General features: G+C 72.2%; 12 protein-coding genes and 5 tRNA genes. 7 read left to right on the top strand and 10 right to left on the bottom strand.

The annotated features are described in order from the left end of the window. Positions 1-8 precede the first annotated feature (8 nt). Genes AB0B55_RS08835 through AB0B55_RS08815 form a run of 5 tightly spaced genes read right to left on the bottom strand, consistent with a single transcriptional unit; the run spans position 9 to position 7,202 of the window. Positions 9-848 (bottom strand): carbohydrate ABC transporter permease, encoded by an 840-nt coding sequence (locus AB0B55_RS08835; protein ID WP_357123003.1) that lies wholly within the window; start codon positions 846-848, stop codon positions 9-11. Then, on the bottom strand, positions 845-1,792 hold the full coding sequence (locus AB0B55_RS08830) for a sugar ABC transporter permease (RefSeq protein WP_357123000.1): 948 nt from the start codon (positions 1,790-1,792) through the stop codon (positions 845-847). The genes AB0B55_RS08835 and AB0B55_RS08830 overlap by 4 nt, the downstream gene beginning before the upstream one ends. A gap of 6 nt (positions 1,793-1,798) precedes the next feature. Next, positions 1,799-3,109 carry an extracellular solute-binding protein gene (locus tag AB0B55_RS08825; RefSeq protein ID WP_357171318.1) on the bottom strand — a complete coding sequence of 437 codons (1,311 nt, stop codon included), beginning with the start codon at positions 3,107-3,109 and terminating at the stop codon, positions 1,799-1,801. Then, complete coding sequence (locus AB0B55_RS08820; RefSeq protein ID WP_357122993.1) at positions 3,106-4,002, bottom strand: NAD(P)-dependent oxidoreductase; 897 nt, start codon at positions 4,000-4,002, stop codon at positions 3,106-3,108. The genes AB0B55_RS08825 and AB0B55_RS08820 overlap by 4 nt, the downstream gene beginning before the upstream one ends. Beyond that, positions 3,999-7,202, bottom strand: a complete 3,204-nt coding sequence (locus AB0B55_RS08815; protein ID WP_357171316.1) for a sugar-binding protein — start codon at positions 7,200-7,202, stop codon at positions 3,999-4,001. Before AB0B55_RS08815 ends, AB0B55_RS08820 begins: the two co-directional genes overlap by 4 nt. Before the next feature lie 341 nt (positions 7,203-7,543). Here AB0B55_RS08815 and AB0B55_RS08810 point away from each other — a divergent pair, with 341 nt between their 5' ends. Continuing rightward, complete coding sequence (locus AB0B55_RS08810) at positions 7,544-8,245, top strand: helix-turn-helix domain-containing protein (protein ID WP_357122987.1); 702 nt, start codon at positions 7,544-7,546, stop codon at positions 8,243-8,245. A 68-nt stretch (positions 8,246-8,313) separates the two neighbouring features. Here the strand turns inward: AB0B55_RS08810 and AB0B55_RS08805 are convergent. Then, positions 8,314-8,388: transfer RNA gene (locus tag AB0B55_RS08805), tRNA-Val, on the bottom strand. A 47-nt stretch (positions 8,389-8,435) separates the two neighbouring features. After that, positions 8,436-8,508, bottom strand: a tRNA-Gly gene (locus AB0B55_RS08800). 149 nt (positions 8,509-8,657) lie between these two features. Between AB0B55_RS08800 and AB0B55_RS08795 the strand changes: the two genes are divergently transcribed. The 6 genes from AB0B55_RS08795 to AB0B55_RS08770 all read left to right on the top strand — a co-directional run bounded on the left by AB0B55_RS08795 (position 8,658) and on the right by AB0B55_RS08770 (position 17,408). Continuing rightward, the gene (locus AB0B55_RS08795; RefSeq protein ID WP_357122984.1) at positions 8,658-8,903 is read left to right on the top strand and encodes a DUF6458 family protein; all 246 of its coding nucleotides are present in this window, start codon (positions 8,658-8,660) and stop codon (positions 8,901-8,903) included. A gap of 102 nt (positions 8,904-9,005) precedes the next feature. After that, a complete protein-coding gene (locus AB0B55_RS08790) occupies positions 9,006-9,740 on the top strand; it encodes a GNAT family N-acetyltransferase (RefSeq protein WP_357171315.1) in 735 nt (244 codons plus the stop codon). 88 nt (positions 9,741-9,828) lie between these two features. Then, positions 9,829-10,761, top strand: coding sequence for an ABC transporter ATP-binding protein (locus tag AB0B55_RS08785; protein ID WP_357122978.1), 933 nt, complete (start codon positions 9,829-9,831; stop codon positions 10,759-10,761). Then, positions 10,758-11,477: an ABC transporter ATP-binding protein gene (locus tag AB0B55_RS08780; protein WP_357171313.1), complete on the top strand. Its 720-nt coding sequence runs from the start codon at positions 10,758-10,760 to the stop codon at positions 11,475-11,477. The genes AB0B55_RS08785 and AB0B55_RS08780 overlap by 4 nt, the downstream gene beginning before the upstream one ends. Before the next feature lie 7 nt (positions 11,478-11,484). Continuing rightward, entirely contained in the window at positions 11,485-14,655 is a 3,171-nt protein-coding gene (locus AB0B55_RS08775; protein ID WP_357171311.1) for an FtsX-like permease family protein, read from the top strand. Next, positions 14,652-17,408: an FtsX-like permease family protein gene (locus tag AB0B55_RS08770; protein WP_357122969.1), complete on the top strand. Its 2,757-nt coding sequence runs from the start codon at positions 14,652-14,654 to the stop codon at positions 17,406-17,408. Before AB0B55_RS08775 ends, AB0B55_RS08770 begins: the two co-directional genes overlap by 4 nt. A gap of 96 nt (positions 17,409-17,504) precedes the next feature. On the opposite strand, the gene AB0B55_RS08765 is transcribed toward AB0B55_RS08770, so the two are convergent. The 3 genes from AB0B55_RS08765 to AB0B55_RS08755 all read right to left on the bottom strand — a co-directional run bounded on the left by AB0B55_RS08765 (position 17,505) and on the right by AB0B55_RS08755 (position 17,770). Next, a tRNA-Val gene (locus AB0B55_RS08765) sits at positions 17,505-17,579 on the bottom strand. A gap of 13 nt (positions 17,580-17,592) precedes the next feature. Continuing rightward, positions 17,593-17,663: transfer RNA gene (locus AB0B55_RS08760), tRNA-Cys, on the bottom strand. A gap of 34 nt (positions 17,664-17,697) precedes the next feature. Next, positions 17,698-17,770, bottom strand: a tRNA-Gly gene (locus AB0B55_RS08755). Between the last annotated feature and the right edge of the window lie 275 nt (positions 17,771-18,045).

The raw sequence follows: 18,045 nt of genomic DNA, 5'->3' as shown, positions 1-18,045 counted from the left end.
CGTCGGTGTCACTTGAGCCCCGTGCGGCTCAGTGCGGACAGGAACTGGCGCTGGAACACGAGGAACACGATGATCATCGGTACGACCGAGGAGGTGGCCGCGGCCATCGACAGCCCACCGGCGAGGCCGCCGTCGCCGTCGACGAAACGGGTCAGGCCGACGGGGAGCGTGTAGTTCTCGTCGGTGGAGAGCATGATCAGCGGCGTCTCGTAGCTGTTCCACGACCAGACGAACCCGAGAATCGCCAGTGCGGCGAGGACGGGCTTCGCCATCGGCAGGTAGATGCGCCAGTAGATCGACCACTCGCCGGCGCCGTCGATGCGGGCGGCCTCGGCCAGTTCCCCGGGTACGGCGGAGAAGTGCTGGCGCATCAGGAAGGTGCCGAAGACGGTGAACATGCTCGGCAGGATCAGCGCCCACAGCGTGTCGTACAGGCCGACGGCCTGGAAGAACATGAACCGGGGCACGAGCAGCAACTGGGTCGGCACGATCGAGGTCGCGATGTAGAGCAGGAAGAGGCGGTCGCGACCTTTGAACCGCATGCGCGCGAAGGCGTACCCGGCCAGGGAGGACGTGAACAGCTCGCCGGCGACGGCGACGGTCGCCACGATCAGGGAGTTGGCGAAGTAACGCAGCAGGGGTGGGTCGCCGGCCCACACGTCCGCGTAGTTGACCCACCGAACCGGGTCGGGAATCCACGTCACCGGAAGCGTGAACACGTCGATGTTGCGTTTGAGCGAAGCCGAGATCATCCACAACAGCGGGAGGGCGAAGAGCACGGCGATCGCCCACATGACGACGCTCAACAACCAGGTGCGCAGGGTCCGGTCAGTACGGCTGCGGGTCATGTGTAGAGCCCCCGTCCCTTCTGGAACCGCCACAGCACCAGCGTCAGCAGCAGTACCGCGGCGAACGTGACGACGCCGATCGCTGCGGCGTAGCCGAACTTGTAGGCCTGGAATCCGGACTGGTACATGTAGTAGGCGAGCACGGTGGTGGACTCCCCCGGGCCGCCGCCGGTCAGGAAGGCGATCAACCCGAACCCCTGTGACGTGCCGATGAACGACGTGATCGCCAGGAAGACGGTGGTCGGCATGAGGCTCGGCCACGTGATGGTGCGGAACCGACGCCACGCGCCGGCGCCGTCGATCATCGCCGCCTCGTGCAGGTCCTGGGGCAGCTCCTGGAGAGCGGCCAGGTAGATCACCGCTTGGTAGCCCATGCCGGCCCACACCTGGATGAGCACGAGCGCCGGCAGAGCCCAGTCCTCGGACACCAGCCAGGTCGGCGGCTCGGACAGACCCAGGAACCGCAGGGCCTGGTTGAGCAGCCCGGCGCTGGGGTTGAGCACGAGCAGCCAGACCATACCGATGGCGACCGTGTTGACCATGCTGGGTACGAAGAACACGACCCGCAGCGCGGCCCGGCCGACCAGCGGTCGGTTGAGGGCCAGCGCGAGCAGCAGGCCGAACGCGATCGACAGCGGAACGCCGAGGCCGGCGAAGAACACCGTGCGGCCCAGGGCTTTCCAGAACTTGGGGTCGGCGAACAGCTCCGTGAAGTTGTCCAGGCCCACCCACTCGATCCCGCCCAGGCCGGACAGCACGTTCCAACGCGTGAACGCGATGCCCAGCCCGGCCAGCATCGGACCGAGGGTGAAGGCGATCAGTCCGATGAGATTGGGAGCGATGAACAACCACGGCAACCAGGAACGGACCCCGGCGGGCCGGCGCTTCTTCTCCCGTACGACGGGCGGTACCGGTGACCGGGCCGACCCAACCAGAGTCTGCATGTGTCTCTAGGCCGCCTTTTTGATCGCGGCGTCGCACTGTTCCCTGGCGGTCCGGGCCCACTGGTCGATGCTGATGTTCCCGAGCAGGACCCGCTGGTTGAGCCCGTTCATGATCGTGGAGATCTCCGCGTGCGCCGTCTGGATGGCGTCCACGGGAATCCGCGCGTCCGAGGTCAGCAGGTTGGTGACCAGCGACTGCTCGTCGAACAGCTTCGCGGCGTCGGGTCCGCCCAGATCAGCGGCCAGTTTGGCGGTGTCGCCCCCGGGCAGCGACGGGAGCCGGCCGCCGGGCACCATGTGTGCCGCGCCTTCGCCGAGCCAGAACTGCAGGAGCGTGAAGGCGGCGTCCTGGTGCTTGGACTTCTTGGTGATGGCCACGTTGTCGCCGTAGGCACCGGTGTTCCAGAACTGCGCGCCCTTCTGCGGCGCCGGCATCGGCAGCAGAACGGTCTTGAAGTCGTGCGGATACTCCTTGGTGTCCTTGATGTAGCGCAGGACGAACGGCTGGGAGATCCACATCGCGACCTTCCCCGTGAGGAACGGCGTCTGGGCGAACGCGTCCCACTTCTGCGCGACGATCTCGGTCATCGGGACGGCGGACTTCTCGGCCATCATGTCCAGCCGGAGTTGGAAGTTCTCCCGGAACGCCGGGTGGTCGAAGTTGGACTCGCGGCCGCCGGGCTTGTAGGTGAAGTCCGGGCCGAGCTGCTGGCGGGCAAGGTCCGGCGGGATGAGGCACCCGTACACGCCGTTGCCGGAGAGCTGTTTCGCGATCGCCCGGAAGTCGGCGGTCGTCCAGTCCGCCGGGACGGTGACGCCGGCCCTGTCGAGCAGGCTCTTGTTCGCCAGCACCGTCTCCACGCTGCGGCTGGCCGGAGCGGAGTACGCCTTACCGTCGAAGAAGTAGTTGCTGGCCGGATTCGCGCCGGGGGCGAAGGCCTTCAACACCGGGTCACCGGAGAGCCGGTCGGTGAGGTCGGTGAGCAGACCCGCCTCGACGCGCTTGGCCAGGGCCGAGCGCGCGTACGACACGACCACGTCGATGTCGAGACCGCCCTGCAGCGCGGTGTCGAGCTTGAGGTTGCCCTGATCGTCGTTGACGAAACGGGTGTACTTGACCTTGATGTTCGGGTGCTTCGCGGTGAACGCGGCGAACAGGGCGTCGGGGCCGTTCTCCGCAGGCACCCCGCCCCAGACGTTGAGGGTCACCGTGCCGGCGTCACCGGAGTCGTCCTTGCCGCAGGCCGCGAGGAGGGCGGCGGAACCCAGTCCGGCCGCGCCGGCGAGCAGGCGCCGGCGGCTGATCGTACGTGTCATGGCGTCACTTCCTGAGCTGAGAATGGTGGCTGTCCGGGTGGGGACAGTGGATAGCGGTGCTCGGGGGTGAAGCCGAGCAGCCGCGCGGCTCGGCCGGTGTCGATGGCGACGCTCCGGCCGGTCAGTCGCGTCCGCCGGGGCACCCCCGGTAGGTGTTCGTCCAGCAGCGCCTCCGTATCGGTGGCGCTCAGGGTGTCCGGCGCGGCGACGAACACCGCGTGGAATCCGGTCACGGGGGCGGTGAGGGCCAACAGGCCGGCGCGGGCGGCGTCGCGGGTGTCCAGGTACGCCCACAGTTCGTTGGCCCCCCACGACGGGTGTTCGACGTAGTTGCGGGCGTACTTCTCGAACTGATCGCCGGGACCGCCGAGCAGCGGCAGGCGCAGGGCGACGACGGCCATCCCGTGCCGGCGGGCCATCATGGCGCCGATCGCCTCGTCGGTCTGCTTCGACAGCGCGTACGGGTCGGCCACCTGCAGCGGCAGATCCTCGTCGATGGGCAGGTAGGCCGGTGTCTGCGGGTGCGGCGACCAGGGCAGACCGGTCACCGACAGGCTGCTGGCGATGACGGCCCGGCGGACGCCCCGCTGAGCCGCCTCCTCCAGCACGGTGAACGTCGCCTGGGTGTTGGTGGTGAACACCTCGTGCGGTGTGCCCAGGGTGGGCGCGGGGATGGCCGCGCAGTGGAAGACGGCGTCGACCTCCGCGAGGGCGTCGCGTACCACGATCGGGTCCCCGGCGGATCCGGTCACCATCCGGCCCGCCCGGGTGTCGCCCGGGTCGTGCAGGTCGAGACCGGTGGTGGGGATGAGTCGGTCGGCGAGCAGCGTCAGGGCCGCCCGGCCCAACCGTCCGGCCGCACCGGTGACCAGGACCCGCCGGGGCCCGCTCACGGCGCCATCACCTGCACCGGCCGGAACTCCGCGGTGTTCTTGGCCAGGACGATGCCGCCGCCCCACTGGATCCAGCCGGCCCGGCCGATGCCGTCGTCGTCATCGTTGACCACGAAGGACAGGGCGACCGGTGCGGTGGGCGGACCGCTGAGCCCGAGTGCGGACCAGGGCACCGACACGCGGTAGGAGGTGGTGGTCCCGTTCCGGACGATCGCCGCCGTCGCGCCCGGCGTCGCCCCGGCCACGCCGCCGGCTGGCGGCGTGAAGGTGTACACGGCCGGACCGGTGCCCAGCAGCGCCGCGCCGATCTCGACGCGGGCGGTCGACCGCCCCGGAAGGTCGGGGCTGACCGCCAGTTGGATGGAGTCGCCGTCCCACATGCTGCCGGCCGTCTTCGTCTGGGCGTGGACGTTGTCGGTCACGTCGGCCGTCAACCAGAGGGCGTCCGCGGTGCGGGTGAGCTTGACGGTGCCCGACAGGTCCGACGTGCCGCCGTAGGGAACCCGCCGGTAATCGACCGCGCCGTCGGCCGCCAGATTCACGGGTACGACCGTGTTCTGTCCGTCGGCCTCGATCGGGTTGAAGCCGACGGTCCCACCGGCCCGGAACGCGCCCAACTGTGTCGTGTCGACGCGTACCGACATGTCGTAGGACTTCCACGGGACGATCCCCGCGACCGGTATGTCGACCGAGGTGACCGAGTTCGGCGGTACCGGGGCGACGCCGGTGACCGTGCCGCTCTGCGTCCCCACCGTCCACGCGATCTGTGCGACGTCCAGGGCCGTCGCCGACTTGTTGTTGGTGATCTTCACCCGCAGCGACCCGCCGAGCGGCCCGACCGACGTCACGATCGGATCGACGGTCGCCACGACCGGATCGGTGATCATCGCGTCGTCGCGCAGCACCATCGACGCCGATCCGCCGGACCCGGCCCGCACGTGTACCGTTCGCGGACCCTTCACCGTGCTGCCGGGAACGGTGACGGTCTTCGTCCCCACCTGCCCGGCCGGCGCGTACACCGGGTAGGTGCTGTCCTCGATCTGGAAGTTGGTCCACGTGCCTCCACCACCGTGGGTCCGGTCCACCTTCAGCGTCACCGGGATGTCGTCGCCGACCGCGACCGTGTCCGGAACCGAGACGGAGTAGACCTTCGGGTTGCTCACCGCGAGGGCCGTCGGCTTGCCCCTGGTGAAGACCGGGTGCTCGGTCAGGTCCAGCGTCACCTTGCCCTGTAGGGGTTCCAGGGTGTTCGACCGGCCGTAGGCGTTGGTGACCGTGACGGGGGTGGTGGTGCTCAGCTCCACCTGCGTCGGTGTGGTCGCCCACATCACCCGGACCGGCGTCTTGCCGGCCCCGCCGGCGAACTCGTACGAGTAGACACCCGAGCCCAGGTTGTCGGCGGCACGGAAGTCCAGGCCGGCGAGCTGGCGGATCAGCACCGACTGCGTGACCAGCGCCGGCTTCGGGGCGTAGGCGTTCATCCCGAGGTACCCGGGACGGCGCATCACGCCGAAGTTGTACTCCTGGTTCGACGCGGTCGTGCCGTCGTTGAGGAAGTCGTACCAGTAGTAGCGGCTGGCCCCGTTCGCCACGGCCAGGCTCGCCGTGCGGACCAGGTAGTCGCCCTGCTGCAGTTCGGTGACGCCACCGTTGGTGTGGGTCGGGTATCCGTTCTCGGTGATGTCGATCGGCATGTCGCGACCGTTGTTGTAGCGGCGGATCAGGTCCTTGAACGTCGGGATCAGGGTCACGCCGCGGACCTCCGGCGGGGCCGGGAAGCCGTAGAGGTGCGCGCTGAAGCGGTCCATGTACTGCAGGCCGCCGATCTGGAACAGCTCCTCCCACCACGCGGGTCCGCCGCCGGCCGGCGCGACGACCTCGGCCTGCGGGTGGTCGGCCTTCACCTTGGCGTAGGTCGCCTGCAACAGAGGCAGGTAGCACTGCGGGGTACGACCGCACAGGCCGTTGTTGAAGCCCCCGTCGAACTCGTTGTACACCTCGACCTTGTTGGTACCGGAGAGGGTGAGCATCGCCGAGGCGTAGGCGGCGAAGGCGGCGTGGCCCTCCGGCGTGCTCGGCGTCTTCCCGCCGTCGTAGAGCGGATTGGCGAACGCCGCGACCAGCAGCGGCTCCATGCCGTTGGCGGCCAGCCCGTTGAGGAACGGTGCGCCGTAGGTGGGCATGGTGTAGGTGCCGGCGGTCTTCTCCACGTGCTGCCAGGACAGGGCGTCGCGGACGTGGGTGTAACCGACCTTCGCCATCGTGGGAATGAGACTGGCCGGGTCGCTCTGCGAGAAGTGGGTCCCGACTCCCCATGGCGCCCCGGGCCTGCGGGCGTCGGCGGGAAGCGCGTCCAGCAGCGCCACCGGTGTGTACCGGGTGACCGGGAGTCCGCCCACCTCGGCCGTGACGCCGAGGGTGTAGTAGCCGGGCTTGACCGTGGCGAGGTTGACCGTCGCGGCGCCACCGGACACCGCGGCCGTGCCGCTGGCCGCCGGCACCCCCTGCTCGTCGGCGACCGACCAGCTCACGCTGGCCGCGCTGGAGGTCACCGGGATGGTCCGCGGCTCGGATCCGCTGAAGACCAGGTTCGTCGCGGTGATGCGCACCGCCTCGGCGGTGCTGAAGCTGACCGAGACGTCGGAGACGCACAGGTCGGTGGCCGACCGCCCGAGCCGGCTGTCCCACGAGGCGATGCGGAAGTCGGCGCCGGACGGCAGATCGCCCTTGAACTCGGCGTCGGGCAACTGGAAGACGTAGGAACGCCAGACGTTCCCGCCGGTCAGCGGGACGGCGTCGCCGGCCCGGTTCTGCCCCGTGCCGTCGTACTGGATCGTGAAGTGTCCGGGGCCGGCGTCGAAGTAGCTGACCTTGACGAACGCGTACCCGGTGGTGGCCGGCTGTCGGGCGGCGTCGACCCGGAAGTACAGGAAGTCATTGGTGATCGGCGTCTGCGTGGTGGTCCAGCAGGGGCGACCGCCCCGCTCGGTGGCCGCCGCGGAGATCTGGCCGGAGGCGTCGCCGGGATTGCCGGCCATGCCGTTCCACTGTGGAGGCGCCGAGAGCACCGCGGAGGCCGCGGCGGCGTCGGCGAACGCTGGCGGCGCGACGCCGATCATGGGTAGACCGATGAGAACGGCCAGTCCGGCCGCGACGTGCGTGCGCCACCTGTGGCGGCGCACGTTCGAGGGTCGTGTCAAGTTCGTCACCTCTCGGCTCAGCCACGGTCCGCTCGTTGGCGAATCGTCGTCCCGTGACTTGGGCGCGTGGCGAGCCGACCGGCTCGCCACGGTTCGCAGCATGTGGCGCCTTTCCGTCCATGGCGGCAACCCGCCGGGACCCACCCCGTGATGTGAGAAACCGACCCGGGCAGCACTCATCGCGCCTGCTCTAGCAGGGTCGACTGCGGCGACCAGGCGGGATCGTTGGTCAAGTGCGGCGAGCGTAATGGTGCAGTAATAGCACCGTCAAGACACTCCGTCGAAACTTACGCGACACGATCCCGTAGCGTCGGCGCTCAGAGTGATGCTATAAATGCAACATGCTGCCGTCTCAGCCGAACAAGTCGCTCCAGGATGGGCTCGACTGCCTGCAGTTGCTGGCCAGCTCCGCTGAGGCCCTCGGCTCACGCGAGGTCGCACGACGACTCGGGCTGGAGCCGTCACGGGCGAACCGGCTGCTCAAGACCCTCGCGCACATCCGGCTGATCGAACAGGACGAGCGGCGCCGCTATCGTCCCGGCCCGGGAATCCATGCCCTGGCCGCGCAGAGCCTCTTCGGGTCCGGCCTGATCCGCCGGGCGCTCGGGCCCCTCGGCGAGCTGCACGTCCACGGTCACACCGTGGCCATGGGTGTGCTCTGGCGCGACCAGATGTCGTACCTCTACCACGCCGACCCGGGCATGGACACCAGCACGGCCCTCGGCCGGATCGGCCTGTTCCCGGTCGCCCGGTCCGGGCTCGGGATGGCCCTCCTGGCCGACCAGGACGACGAGAACGTCCGCGCCATGTGGGCGACCAGCGCGAACGAGATACCGGTCGAGCAGGTCCTCGCCGATCTTGCGGAGATCCGCGAAGCCGGTTTCGCCCTGCGCTCCGGCAAGACCGAACGCACCGTCGCCGTCACCGTCGGCTCGGCACCGTACGCCGCGATCGGCATGTCCGGCCGTTTTCCCGACGCGCACCTACCTGAACTCGTCAGCGCGCTGCGCCACGCGGCGGAGAAGATAGACAAGAAGGGCTGAGGCGCAGCAGAAGCAAGACGCCCGTTACCGGAGATCCGATAACGGGCGAGCTGACGTGCTCAAAGAGATGGTGGGCGATACTGGGTTTGAACCAGTGACCTCTTCCGTGTCAGGGAAGCGCGCTCCCACTGCGCCAATCGCCCATGGTGCCCGCTCAACCCGGCGGTCAGGCCCGTCGAGACGGATCGCGAGCGGACGACGGGATTCGAACCCGCGACCCTCACCTTGGCAAGGTGATGCGCTACCAGCTGCGCTACGTCCGCACGTCCCCGGCTACCGCCGGCAACGGAGCGAACTCTACCCGATGCCAAGATCGGCCGGCGCGGGGCCCTCGGGCGACCGCGATTGCGCTGCTCGACGGCGGGGTACTGATGAACCTCGACAGCACACCACACCCCCTAAGGAGGCTGTCGTGGGTATCGGCACCAGCATCTTCCTGATCGCGCTCGGCGCGATTCTCACCTTCGCCCTCGACGCGAGCGTCGGCGGCATCAACCTCGACGTGGTCGGCTGGATCCTGATGGGCGCCGGCGTCCTCGGTCTGATCATGACGGCGTTGATCTTCCAGCGCCGCCGTGGCGCGGTCGTGACCACCACCGAGCAGCCGGTCGAGTACCGCCGGGTCGAGGAGCGGCGGGACATCGCCCCGCCGCTGTGAAGGGCTCGGATGAAACGGGCCGGCGACCTCCTCGCGAGGGTGCCGGCCCGTTTCCGTTTCCGCTGGTCAGGCCCGGCACGCGCCCGCGTTACGATCGCGCTCATGGAGTCCCTCGACACGGTGCTGGCCGCCCACCGGTCGTACCTGCTCGGTTGGAACATCGGCGCGGGCGGTGGCCCGGACCTGCCGACCTACCGCAGTGACGTGCCGCACGCCACCCTCAACGGGGTGCTGCGGGTGGCCGGGCCGACGCCCGGCGAGGCGCTCGTCGAGGCCCGGCGACGCCTGCGGGGCGTACCCCGAATCTGGTGGGTCGGGCCGGACAGCGACGTCGGCACCGCCGACGGCCTGGTCGCCCTCGGCGCGACCGAGGTCGCCCGCATGCCGATCATGACGAGGGCGCTCACCACGGCGGCCGGGGCCCCGACGGCCACCGGCGTGCACATCACCGAGACCGACGACCTCGACACCTTCGTCACGGCCTACGCCCGGGTGTCCGGCATCCCGGCCGAGGGTGTCCCGGCGACGATCGAACGGGAAAAGGCGTTCAGTGGCGACGGCACGGTGATCCGGCTGGCAGGTCGCCTCCCCGACGGCCGAATCGTCGGCACGGCTGTCGCCTGGCTCAGCCACGGTCTGGTCACGCTCTACTTCGTGGGCACACAGCCCGAGCAGCGCCGGCAGGGCATCGGCACCGCCATGACCCGGGCCGCGCTCGACCTGGCCCGGGAGCGGGGCGCCCACACGGCGGCCCTCACCTCGTCCCCCGTCGGCGAGGGAATCTACCGCCGCCTCGGCTTCCGGCCGGTGGGCGAGTTCCGGCTGTTGACCTTCTGACCGGTCGACGGCGGCTCCTCGTGCCAAACCCGAAATAACCGCACGGGGGGCATGGTCAACGAGGCCGCCGGTTGCGAGACTGCTGGGAATGTCCACCACACCGCTGTCCCTGCCGCAGCCGTCCGCGCGGGCACCCGAGTTCGGTCGGGACGCGCTCATCGTCTGCGAGAACCTGGTACGGATCTACCAGACCGGTTCGGTCGAGGTGCAGGCACTCCAGGGCCTGGACCTGGCCGTGGAGAGCGGTGAGCTGGTCGCCGTGGTCGGCGCCTCCGGATCGGGCAAGTCGACGCTGCTGTCGATCCTGGCCGGCATCGACGCCCCCACCGCCGGACGGGTCCGGGTCGACACGTGGAACCTGCTGGCGATGTCCCGCGCGGACCGGGTGGAGTACCGGCGGCACACCGTCGGGTTCGTCCGGCAACAGACGGCGAGCAACCTCATCCCGTACCTGACCGCGCGGGAGATGGTGGACCTGCCGATGACGGCGGCCCGCACCGCGAAGAAGGAGCGGCAGGAGCGCGCGGCCGAACTGCTGGACAGCCTCGGCGTCGCCGACTGCGCCGACCGCCGCCCCGGCCAACTCTCCGGTGGGCAGCAGATGCGGGTGGCGATCGCGGTGGCCCTGGCCAACCAGCCACGGGTCCTGCTCGCCGACGAGCCGACCGGCGAGTTGGACGCCGCCACGTCCGCCGAGGTCTTCGGCGTACTACGCGACGTCAACCGGCGCTACGGCGTCACCGTCGTCGTGGTCACCCATGACCCGGAGGTCAGCGGCCAGGTCGAACGGACCGTCGCGATCCGCGACGGTCGCACCAGCAGCGAGGTGCTGCGCCGCACCACCACCAACGCGGAGGGCGACACCCACATGACCGCCGAGGAGTACGCCGTGATGGACCGGGCCGGGCGGGTCCAGGTGCCCCGCGAATTCCGCCAGGCGCTGGCGCTGACCCGACGGGTCCGGCTGGCCCTGGAACCCGACCACATCACGATCCGCTCCGACTCGCGTAGCGGCGAATGAGCGAGCCGCTGCTGCGGGTTCGGGACGTGCACCGAAGCTTCCGCGCCGGACCGACCGTCGTGCACGCCCTGCGCGGCGTGTCGTTCGAGGTCGCCGCCGGTTCCATGGTGGCGCTCGTCGGCCGGTCCGGCTCGGGCAAGACCACCCTGCTCAACGTCATCGGCGGCCTGGACCGCCCGGACGCCGGCACCGTGCACGTCGACGGCACCGACGTCACCACGCTGGACGAGGACGGCCTGTCCCGGCTGCGGCGCGAGAAGGTGTCGTACGTCTTCCAGAACTTCGGGTTGATCCCCGTGCTGTCGGCCGCGGAGAACGTCGCCGCGCCGCTACGGCTGGCCCGCGTCGCCCCGGCCGAGCGCGAGCGGCGGGTCGAGTTGCTGCTGGAACTGGTCGGCCTGGCCGACCACGCCCAGCAACGGCCGGCCGAGATGTCCGGCGGCCAGCAGCAACGGGTGGCGATCGCCCGCGCGCTGGCCGCCTCGCCCCGGCTCCTGCTCGCCGACGAGCCCACCGGCCAACTGGACGCCGAGACGGGCCTGTCGGTGATGGCCCTGCTGCGCGGGGTGGCGGAGTCCGAGGGCGTCACCGTGCTCGTGTCGACCCACGACGCGGTGATGATGGCCCTGGCCGACCGGGTGATCCGGATCCACGACGGGCACCTCGACGAACAGGCGGCCGAGCAGGCGTACGAGCCCGTGTCGGACGGCCGGTGACACGACGATGCTGAGGCTCGTCCGCCGACGCGCCCGCGCGCAGTGGCCGTTACTCGCGGCCCTCCTCGGGGTCGTCACGATCGGCGCGACCCTGCTGGGCACCTGCGCGCTGCTGGTCACCCGCACCGCCGAGCGGGCCCTGGAGGTCGCCCTGGCCCGCGCCGAACCCGCCGCCGTCGACGCGACCGTCTACACCGGTTCCGTCGATGGCCCCGACGCGTCGTCCGTCCTCGCCGACACCCGCGCCGGGGTGACCTCCGCGCTGGCGCCGTTCCCGCTGACCACCACCGCGCGGGCGTCGACGGTGCTGCGGGCACTACCGCCCGCGCTCGCCCCGGGCACCACCGTCGGCCCACAGGCCTACCTGTCGGGGCTCGACGACCTGCCGACCCGGGCCGAGCTGGTCACCGGACACTGGCCCCAGCGCCCCGGCGACGCGGTGCTCCTGGAGTCCACCGCCCACCTGCTCGGCCTCGCTCCCGGTAGCCGGGTGCACCTCGGCGCCGAGCTGGCCCACCCGCCCGTCCCGGCCATCGACGTGACCGTCGTCGGTGTCGTACGCCCGCTGTCCGGGCGCGGTTGGGACCGCGACCCGCTGGCCGCGGCCGGGTCCGCCACCGGCTACCGGGACGGTCGCTTCCTGCAACCGGTAAACGCCTACGGCCCGTTCCTCGTCGACCTCGCCGACCTGGTCACCACCGGTGCCACCGTCGACCGCCTGGAGGTCACCGCCCATCCGGACCTGAGCCACGCCAACCGTCGGGACCTGGAGACCTTGGCCGGGGCCGTCGACAGTGCCGACCGACGGCTGGCCGGCGCCCTCGGCGACCGCGTCCAGCTGGCCCGCGTCGCCACCGACCTGTCGCTGACCCTGCGGTCGGCCGACGACCAACGGCACGTGACCGCCGCCGTCGTGCTCGCGATCGCCGTCCTCGGCGGTGTCCTGGCCGCGACGGCGCTCGTGCTCGCCGGCCGCCTGACCGCCGGCATCCGCGCCGACGAGACCGCCCTGCGCTCCGCCCTGGGCGCCAGCCGTCGTCAACTCGCCGCCACCGCGACCCTCGAGGGCGGGCTCGTCGCGGCCGTCGCCATCGCGCTCGCGATACCGGCCTCGTCGGCCCTGCACGCCGGCCTGACCCACCTGCCGCCACTGGACGACGCCGGCCTGACCGTCCGGCCGGCCATCACCGGCGTCCAGGTGCTCGCGGTCGCCGGGGGCACGCTGATGCTCACCGCCGTCCTCACGGTCCTGGCGATCCGTCCCGTCCCGGCGGCCGGCGAGCGGCGCACCCGCCGCGAGCTGCTGGCCCGCTCCGGCGCCGACCTGCTGCTCGCGGTGTTCGCCGCCGTCGGATGGTGGCAGCTGTACGCGCAGCCCACCGCCGCCAGCCCGCGCGCCGACGCGGTCCGGGTGCTCGCTCCGGCGCTGCTGCTCACCGCTGGCGCCGCCCTGGCGCTCCGGGTGGTGCTGCCCGCCCTGCGCGGCGCCGACCGCCTGGCCTACCGCGCCCGCGGGCTGGCGCTTCCGCTGGCGGTAGCCGAGAGCGCCCGCCGGCCCCAGGCGGTCGCCGCCGGCCTGCTCGTCGGGCTGGCCTGCGCGGCCGGAACCTTCGGCCTGGCCTTCGACGCCACCTGGCACCAGTCGCAGCGCGACCAGGCCGCGCTCTCGGTCGGCACCGACCTGGCGCTCACCCTCAGCACGTCGCCCTCGGCCGGCGATGGCGCGCTCGTCAGCGCGGCCACCGCGGGGGCGGTGAGTCCGGTCCTCGACCGTGGTATCGCCGTCGGTCAGTGGCTCGGGACCTCCGGCGAAGCGCCACGCCTGGTCGCCGTGGACACCACCCGCGCCGACGCGCTGCTGCGCGGGCCGCTGGACAGCGACCGCGAATGGGCGCACGTGGGTGCCGCGCTGGCACCACCAACCCGGGTCACCGGTCTCGCCGTCCCGGCCGGCGCACCGCTCGTACTCAGCGGAACGGCGGCCGGCGACGCCCCGCTCGTTGTGACACCCCGGCTGCTGCTGCAGGACGTCACCGGTCTGCGCACGTCCTGCACCGGTCCCGCCGTACCGCTCGACGGCCGCGAGGTGCGGCTACCCGCCTGCGCGACGGCCGACGGGCTGCGCCTCGTCGCGGTCGCCCTACCGGTCGCCGTCGACTTCGGCGACGAACCCGTGGCCGGCGGAGGAGTGGCCGTAGCCGTCACGCTGACCGTGCCGGAGGCGGCGTCCACCGACGGATCGGACTGGACCGCCACGTCCGCCCCACCGGTACCGAGCAAGCTGAGCGACCTGAACGTCCGGCTGTCCCCCACCCCGACCGGAACCGCGCTGCGGATGGCCGCGACCGTCGAGCTCGACGGCGCCGACGACGCCGCCCGGACCCTCGTCGCCAGCGCCTTCCCGGACCCCGGCGAGGTGCCGGTCGCCGTCTCCGCCCGCTTCGCCAGCGAGGTCGGCGTCCACCCCGGCAGCAAGCTCAGCGTCACGGTCGGCACCACGCCCGTCCCGGTCGTCGTCTCCGAGGTCGTACCGGCCGTACCGTCCGCCCCCGGGGCCGTCGCCGTCCTGGCCGACCTGGACGCGCTGTCCCGCGCGCGCGTGCTCGCCGGTGACCTCACGTTCCCGGTCGACGCCTGGTGGGTCGGTCACCCGGCCGGCCCCGGCGCCGCCGAGCGGGCCACCGCCCTGCACCTGGGCACCGTCACGACCCGCGAGGTGGAGACCGCCCGACTCCTCGGCGGCCCGCTGCGCGCCGGGCTGCCGGGCGCGCTCCGGCTCGTCGTACCGGCCGCGGCCCTGCTGCTGCTCGCCGGCGTCGTCCTGCACGTGACCTGCGACCTGCAGCTCCGGGCCGTCGAGGTGGCGCGGTTGCGCGGCCTGGGGATGTCCCGGCGCGGCATCCGGGCCGTGCTGCTCGGCCAGCACGCCGGCGTTCTGCTGCCGCTGCTCGCGGCGGGCGCGGCCGTCGGCGCGCTCGCCACCCGCCTCGTCGCTCCCCTGCTCGTACGCTCCGACACCGGCGCCGCGCCCGTCCCGGCCGCCCAGCCACACTGGCCGTGGCCGGCCGAGGCCACGCTGCTCGCGGTACTGCTGGCCGGATGTCTGCTGGCCGTCGCCATCGTGGTCGGCATCCAGGTACGCCGGGCCGACGCCGCGCACCTGCGGGTGGCGCCGTGAAGCGGTTGACCCGCCGGTTCCCGGCGCCGCACTGGCCCAGCGTCCGCGGCCGGAGCCGGGCCGACGCCGGCCCGCTGCTGCTCTCCGCAGCCGTCATCGCGGCTGTCGCGCTGCTCGCCGGGGCCGTGCCGGCGCTGCTCGGCGCGGCCGCCGACGACACCGTCCAGGACAGCGTCCGCCGCGGCAGTGACGACGCGAACGTCCTCGCACACGCCGACTGGGAACGCGACGACGGTCCGACGGGTGGGCGGGTGCGGATGGAAGGCCTCGCCAAGGAGGTCGACGACCTCCGCGTCCGGGCGACGTACGCGCTCGGGCCCGACCTGGACGCCGCGCTGCTCCCGCCCATCGCCGTCGTCGACGGCCCGGTCCTGAGCATCACCGACGGCACCGCGCCACGTACCTTCCAGTTCACCTACCTGGCCGGTGACGCCGGCGGCCCGCAGGTGACCTGGATCGCCGGAAACGCGCCCGCCGGGGCCGTCCCCGACGGGTTCGTCGAAGTCCCCTACCAGGGACCGCCCTGGCCGGTGCAGGTCGGCATCTCCGAGGCGGACGCCGCCGCACTCGATGTCGGCCCCGGCGACCGGATCCCGGCCAAGGACAGCCGGGGGCGCGACAAGGACCTGCGGATCAGCGGGATCTACCGACCCACGGACACCGCCGACCCCGCCTGGCGACTCGCCCCGGCGCTCCTGCGCCCCGTGCCCGGCGCGGACGGCGTGGGGATCACCCGGTTCGCCGGTCTGCTGTCGCGCGACTCGCTGCCGGACGCCCGGCTCGCCGTCGACCAGGACCAACTGCGGCGCGCCGTCCACTTCGCCCCCGACCCCGACGCGCTCACCTGGGCCACCAGCGCGACCCTGGTCAACCAGGTGGTCACGCTCAAGGCGGCTTCCGGCTCGTCAGGCGCCCGCGACGACTCCCTGAAGTGGGAGTCGCAGCTCGACGCCACCCTGCGCGCGACCCGCGCCCGGGTCAGCGCCGTACGGGCGCAGGCGGCCGTGCTGCTCACCGGCGTGCTGACCGCCACGGTCCTGGTCCTGCTGCTCGCCGCCGACCTGCTGGTCCGCCGCCGAACCCTGGCGCTGAGCACCGCCCGGCAGCGTGGGGCGGCGTTACCCGACCTCGGCGCGGAACTGGCCCTCGAGTCCACAGTGGTGTCCCTGTCGGCCGCCGCGGTCGGGCTCGCGCTCGCCCGCGTGGTGGCGCCGGGCGTCTCGTGGAGTTGGGCCATTCCCGTGGTCCTGGCCGGCGCCGTCGCCGGGCCGGCGTTCGGCACCCTCGCCGCCGGCCGCGCCAGCCGGGACCGGCGTCAGCCCGCCAACCCGTCCGCTCGGCGCTGGTTGCGGGCGACCGGGCAGCTGCGCCGCGCCGTCGTGGAGGCCGCTGTCCTGATCGCCGCGGTCGCCGCCCTCGTCACACTGCACCAGCGCGGGCTCCTGCCGGTCACCTCCGACGGCGACACCGGCGAGGTGACCGGGGACGTGATCCTGCCGGTCAGCGCCGTCGCACTGGGCGCGCTCGTCGGCGCGCTCGTCCTGATCCGACTGCTCCCGCTGGGCGCGCGGTTCGCGCTCCGCCAGGCCCTGCGCTCGCGCCGCCCGCTGGCCGTCTTCGGTGCCGCCCGGGCGGTCACGACGGCAGGGCGCACGCTGCCGCTACTGGTGCTGGTGAGCGCCACGGCGCTCGCGTCGTTCGCGCTCATCCTCGGCTCCACCGTCACCCGGGGCCTCGCCGACGGCGCGTGGAGCATTGTCGGCGCCGACGCCCGCCTCGACGTCGCCGCGGACGCCAAGGCCGGCACGCCCGCCATCGCCGAACGGATCGCCGCCGCTCCGGGGGTCGGCCAGGTCGTCGTCGCGCAGGTCACCGACTCGGCGCGCGTCTTCACGGACTCGACACCGTTCGCCCCGCGCCTGGTCATCGTGGACGCCGAAGCGTTCCAGCGCCTGTTGGCCACCACCCCGCTGCCCGACGCGCCCGCGCTGGCCCGGCTCACGACGCCCGGTCCCGGCCCCGGAGAGGTCCCCGCGCTGGTCCGATCGAGCGACGGCGAACTGCCGGCCGGCACGCGGTTGCAGCTACCCCGGGCCGACGCCCCGGCCATCCACCTCACCGTGGTCGGTACCGCGCCCTCGGTCGGCGGCGCCGACGACGTCGTGCTCGTGGACGCCGCGGCTCTCGCCGACGCCGGCCTGCCCGCCGTTCCAAACACGGTCTGGGTGACCGGTCCCGGCGCGGCGCGGGCGGTGTCGAACAGCGGCGTCGCCGGCGATGTCGTGTCGCGCGCCGACGTCCTGCGGACGCAGCGAGCGGCTCCGCTGACCGCGGGGCTCCTACGGCTGGCGTGGGCCGCCGCCGCGGTGCTGCTGGCGCTGGGGCTCCTCGGCCTGGCGCTCGCCGCCGCCGCGGGGGCGTCCGAACGATGGCAGACCCTGACCCGGCTGCGGACCCTCGGGCTGCGGCCACGCGACGCCCGCTGGGTGGCCGCCGGAGAGCTGCTGCCCCCGGTCGCCGTCGTCGCGGTGTGCGGCCCGCTCCTCGGGGCCCTGCTCGCACGCGCGACGCTCGGCCCTCTCGACCTGCGGCTGCTCACCGGCCAGGCCGACGACCCGGCGGCGATCCTGCCGTGGTGGCTGCTCGCCCTGCTGGGCACGGCGCTGCTGGCGGCGGCCGCCACCGTCGTACCCGTCGAGTCGGCGCTGCGACGGCGCGACCGGTTGAGCGAGGTGCTCCGCGCCGGCGAGTAGGTCTGTTTCGTGACGGCGGGCGGCCAGTTCTCTTGGAACAGCGTTGAGGCCCGTCACCGGATCCGGTGACGGGCCTCAACGATCACGTCGTACAACTGGTGGGCGATACTGGGTTTGAACCAGTGACCTCTTCCGTGTCAAGGAAGCGCGCTCCCACTGCGCCAATCGCCCGTGCTCCTTGCCGAGGTGGGGACGGGATTTGAACCCGCGTACACGGCTTTGCAGGCCGTTGCCTCGCCTCTCGGCCACCCCACCGAGGTTGCCCCCGTCATGCGTGGCGGCAGCTCCGAGCGGACGACGGGATTCGAACCCGCGACCCTCACCTTGGCAAGGTGATGCGCTACCAGCTGCGCTACGTCCGCACGCCCCCGGCTTTCCCGGGTGACGGATGAGAACTTTAGCCGAGCCGGCGAACGACTGCCAAATCGGGGTCCGTGTCGGCGCGTCCCATCCCGCCCGGTCCGACGCCGAACGGGGAGATGGCCACCACTGCAGGCGGGCTTCCTAGTCAGCTGACCTGATGTCTCAATTGACCCTCGACCGTCACACTCCGGCATCATCCGACGGCGGGCGCCGGCGCGGCGAACAGCCAGCGGAGCACTCCGACGGCACGCCGCCCACCTCGCCGAACTCGATC

The organism is Micromonospora sp. NPDC049107, from assembly GCF_040648595.1.
Lineage (GTDB): Bacteria > Actinomycetota > Actinomycetes > Mycobacteriales > Micromonosporaceae > Micromonospora.
The sequence above is the reverse complement of the archived record's forward strand: the minus strand, read 5'-3'. Positions and strand labels throughout refer to the sequence as shown.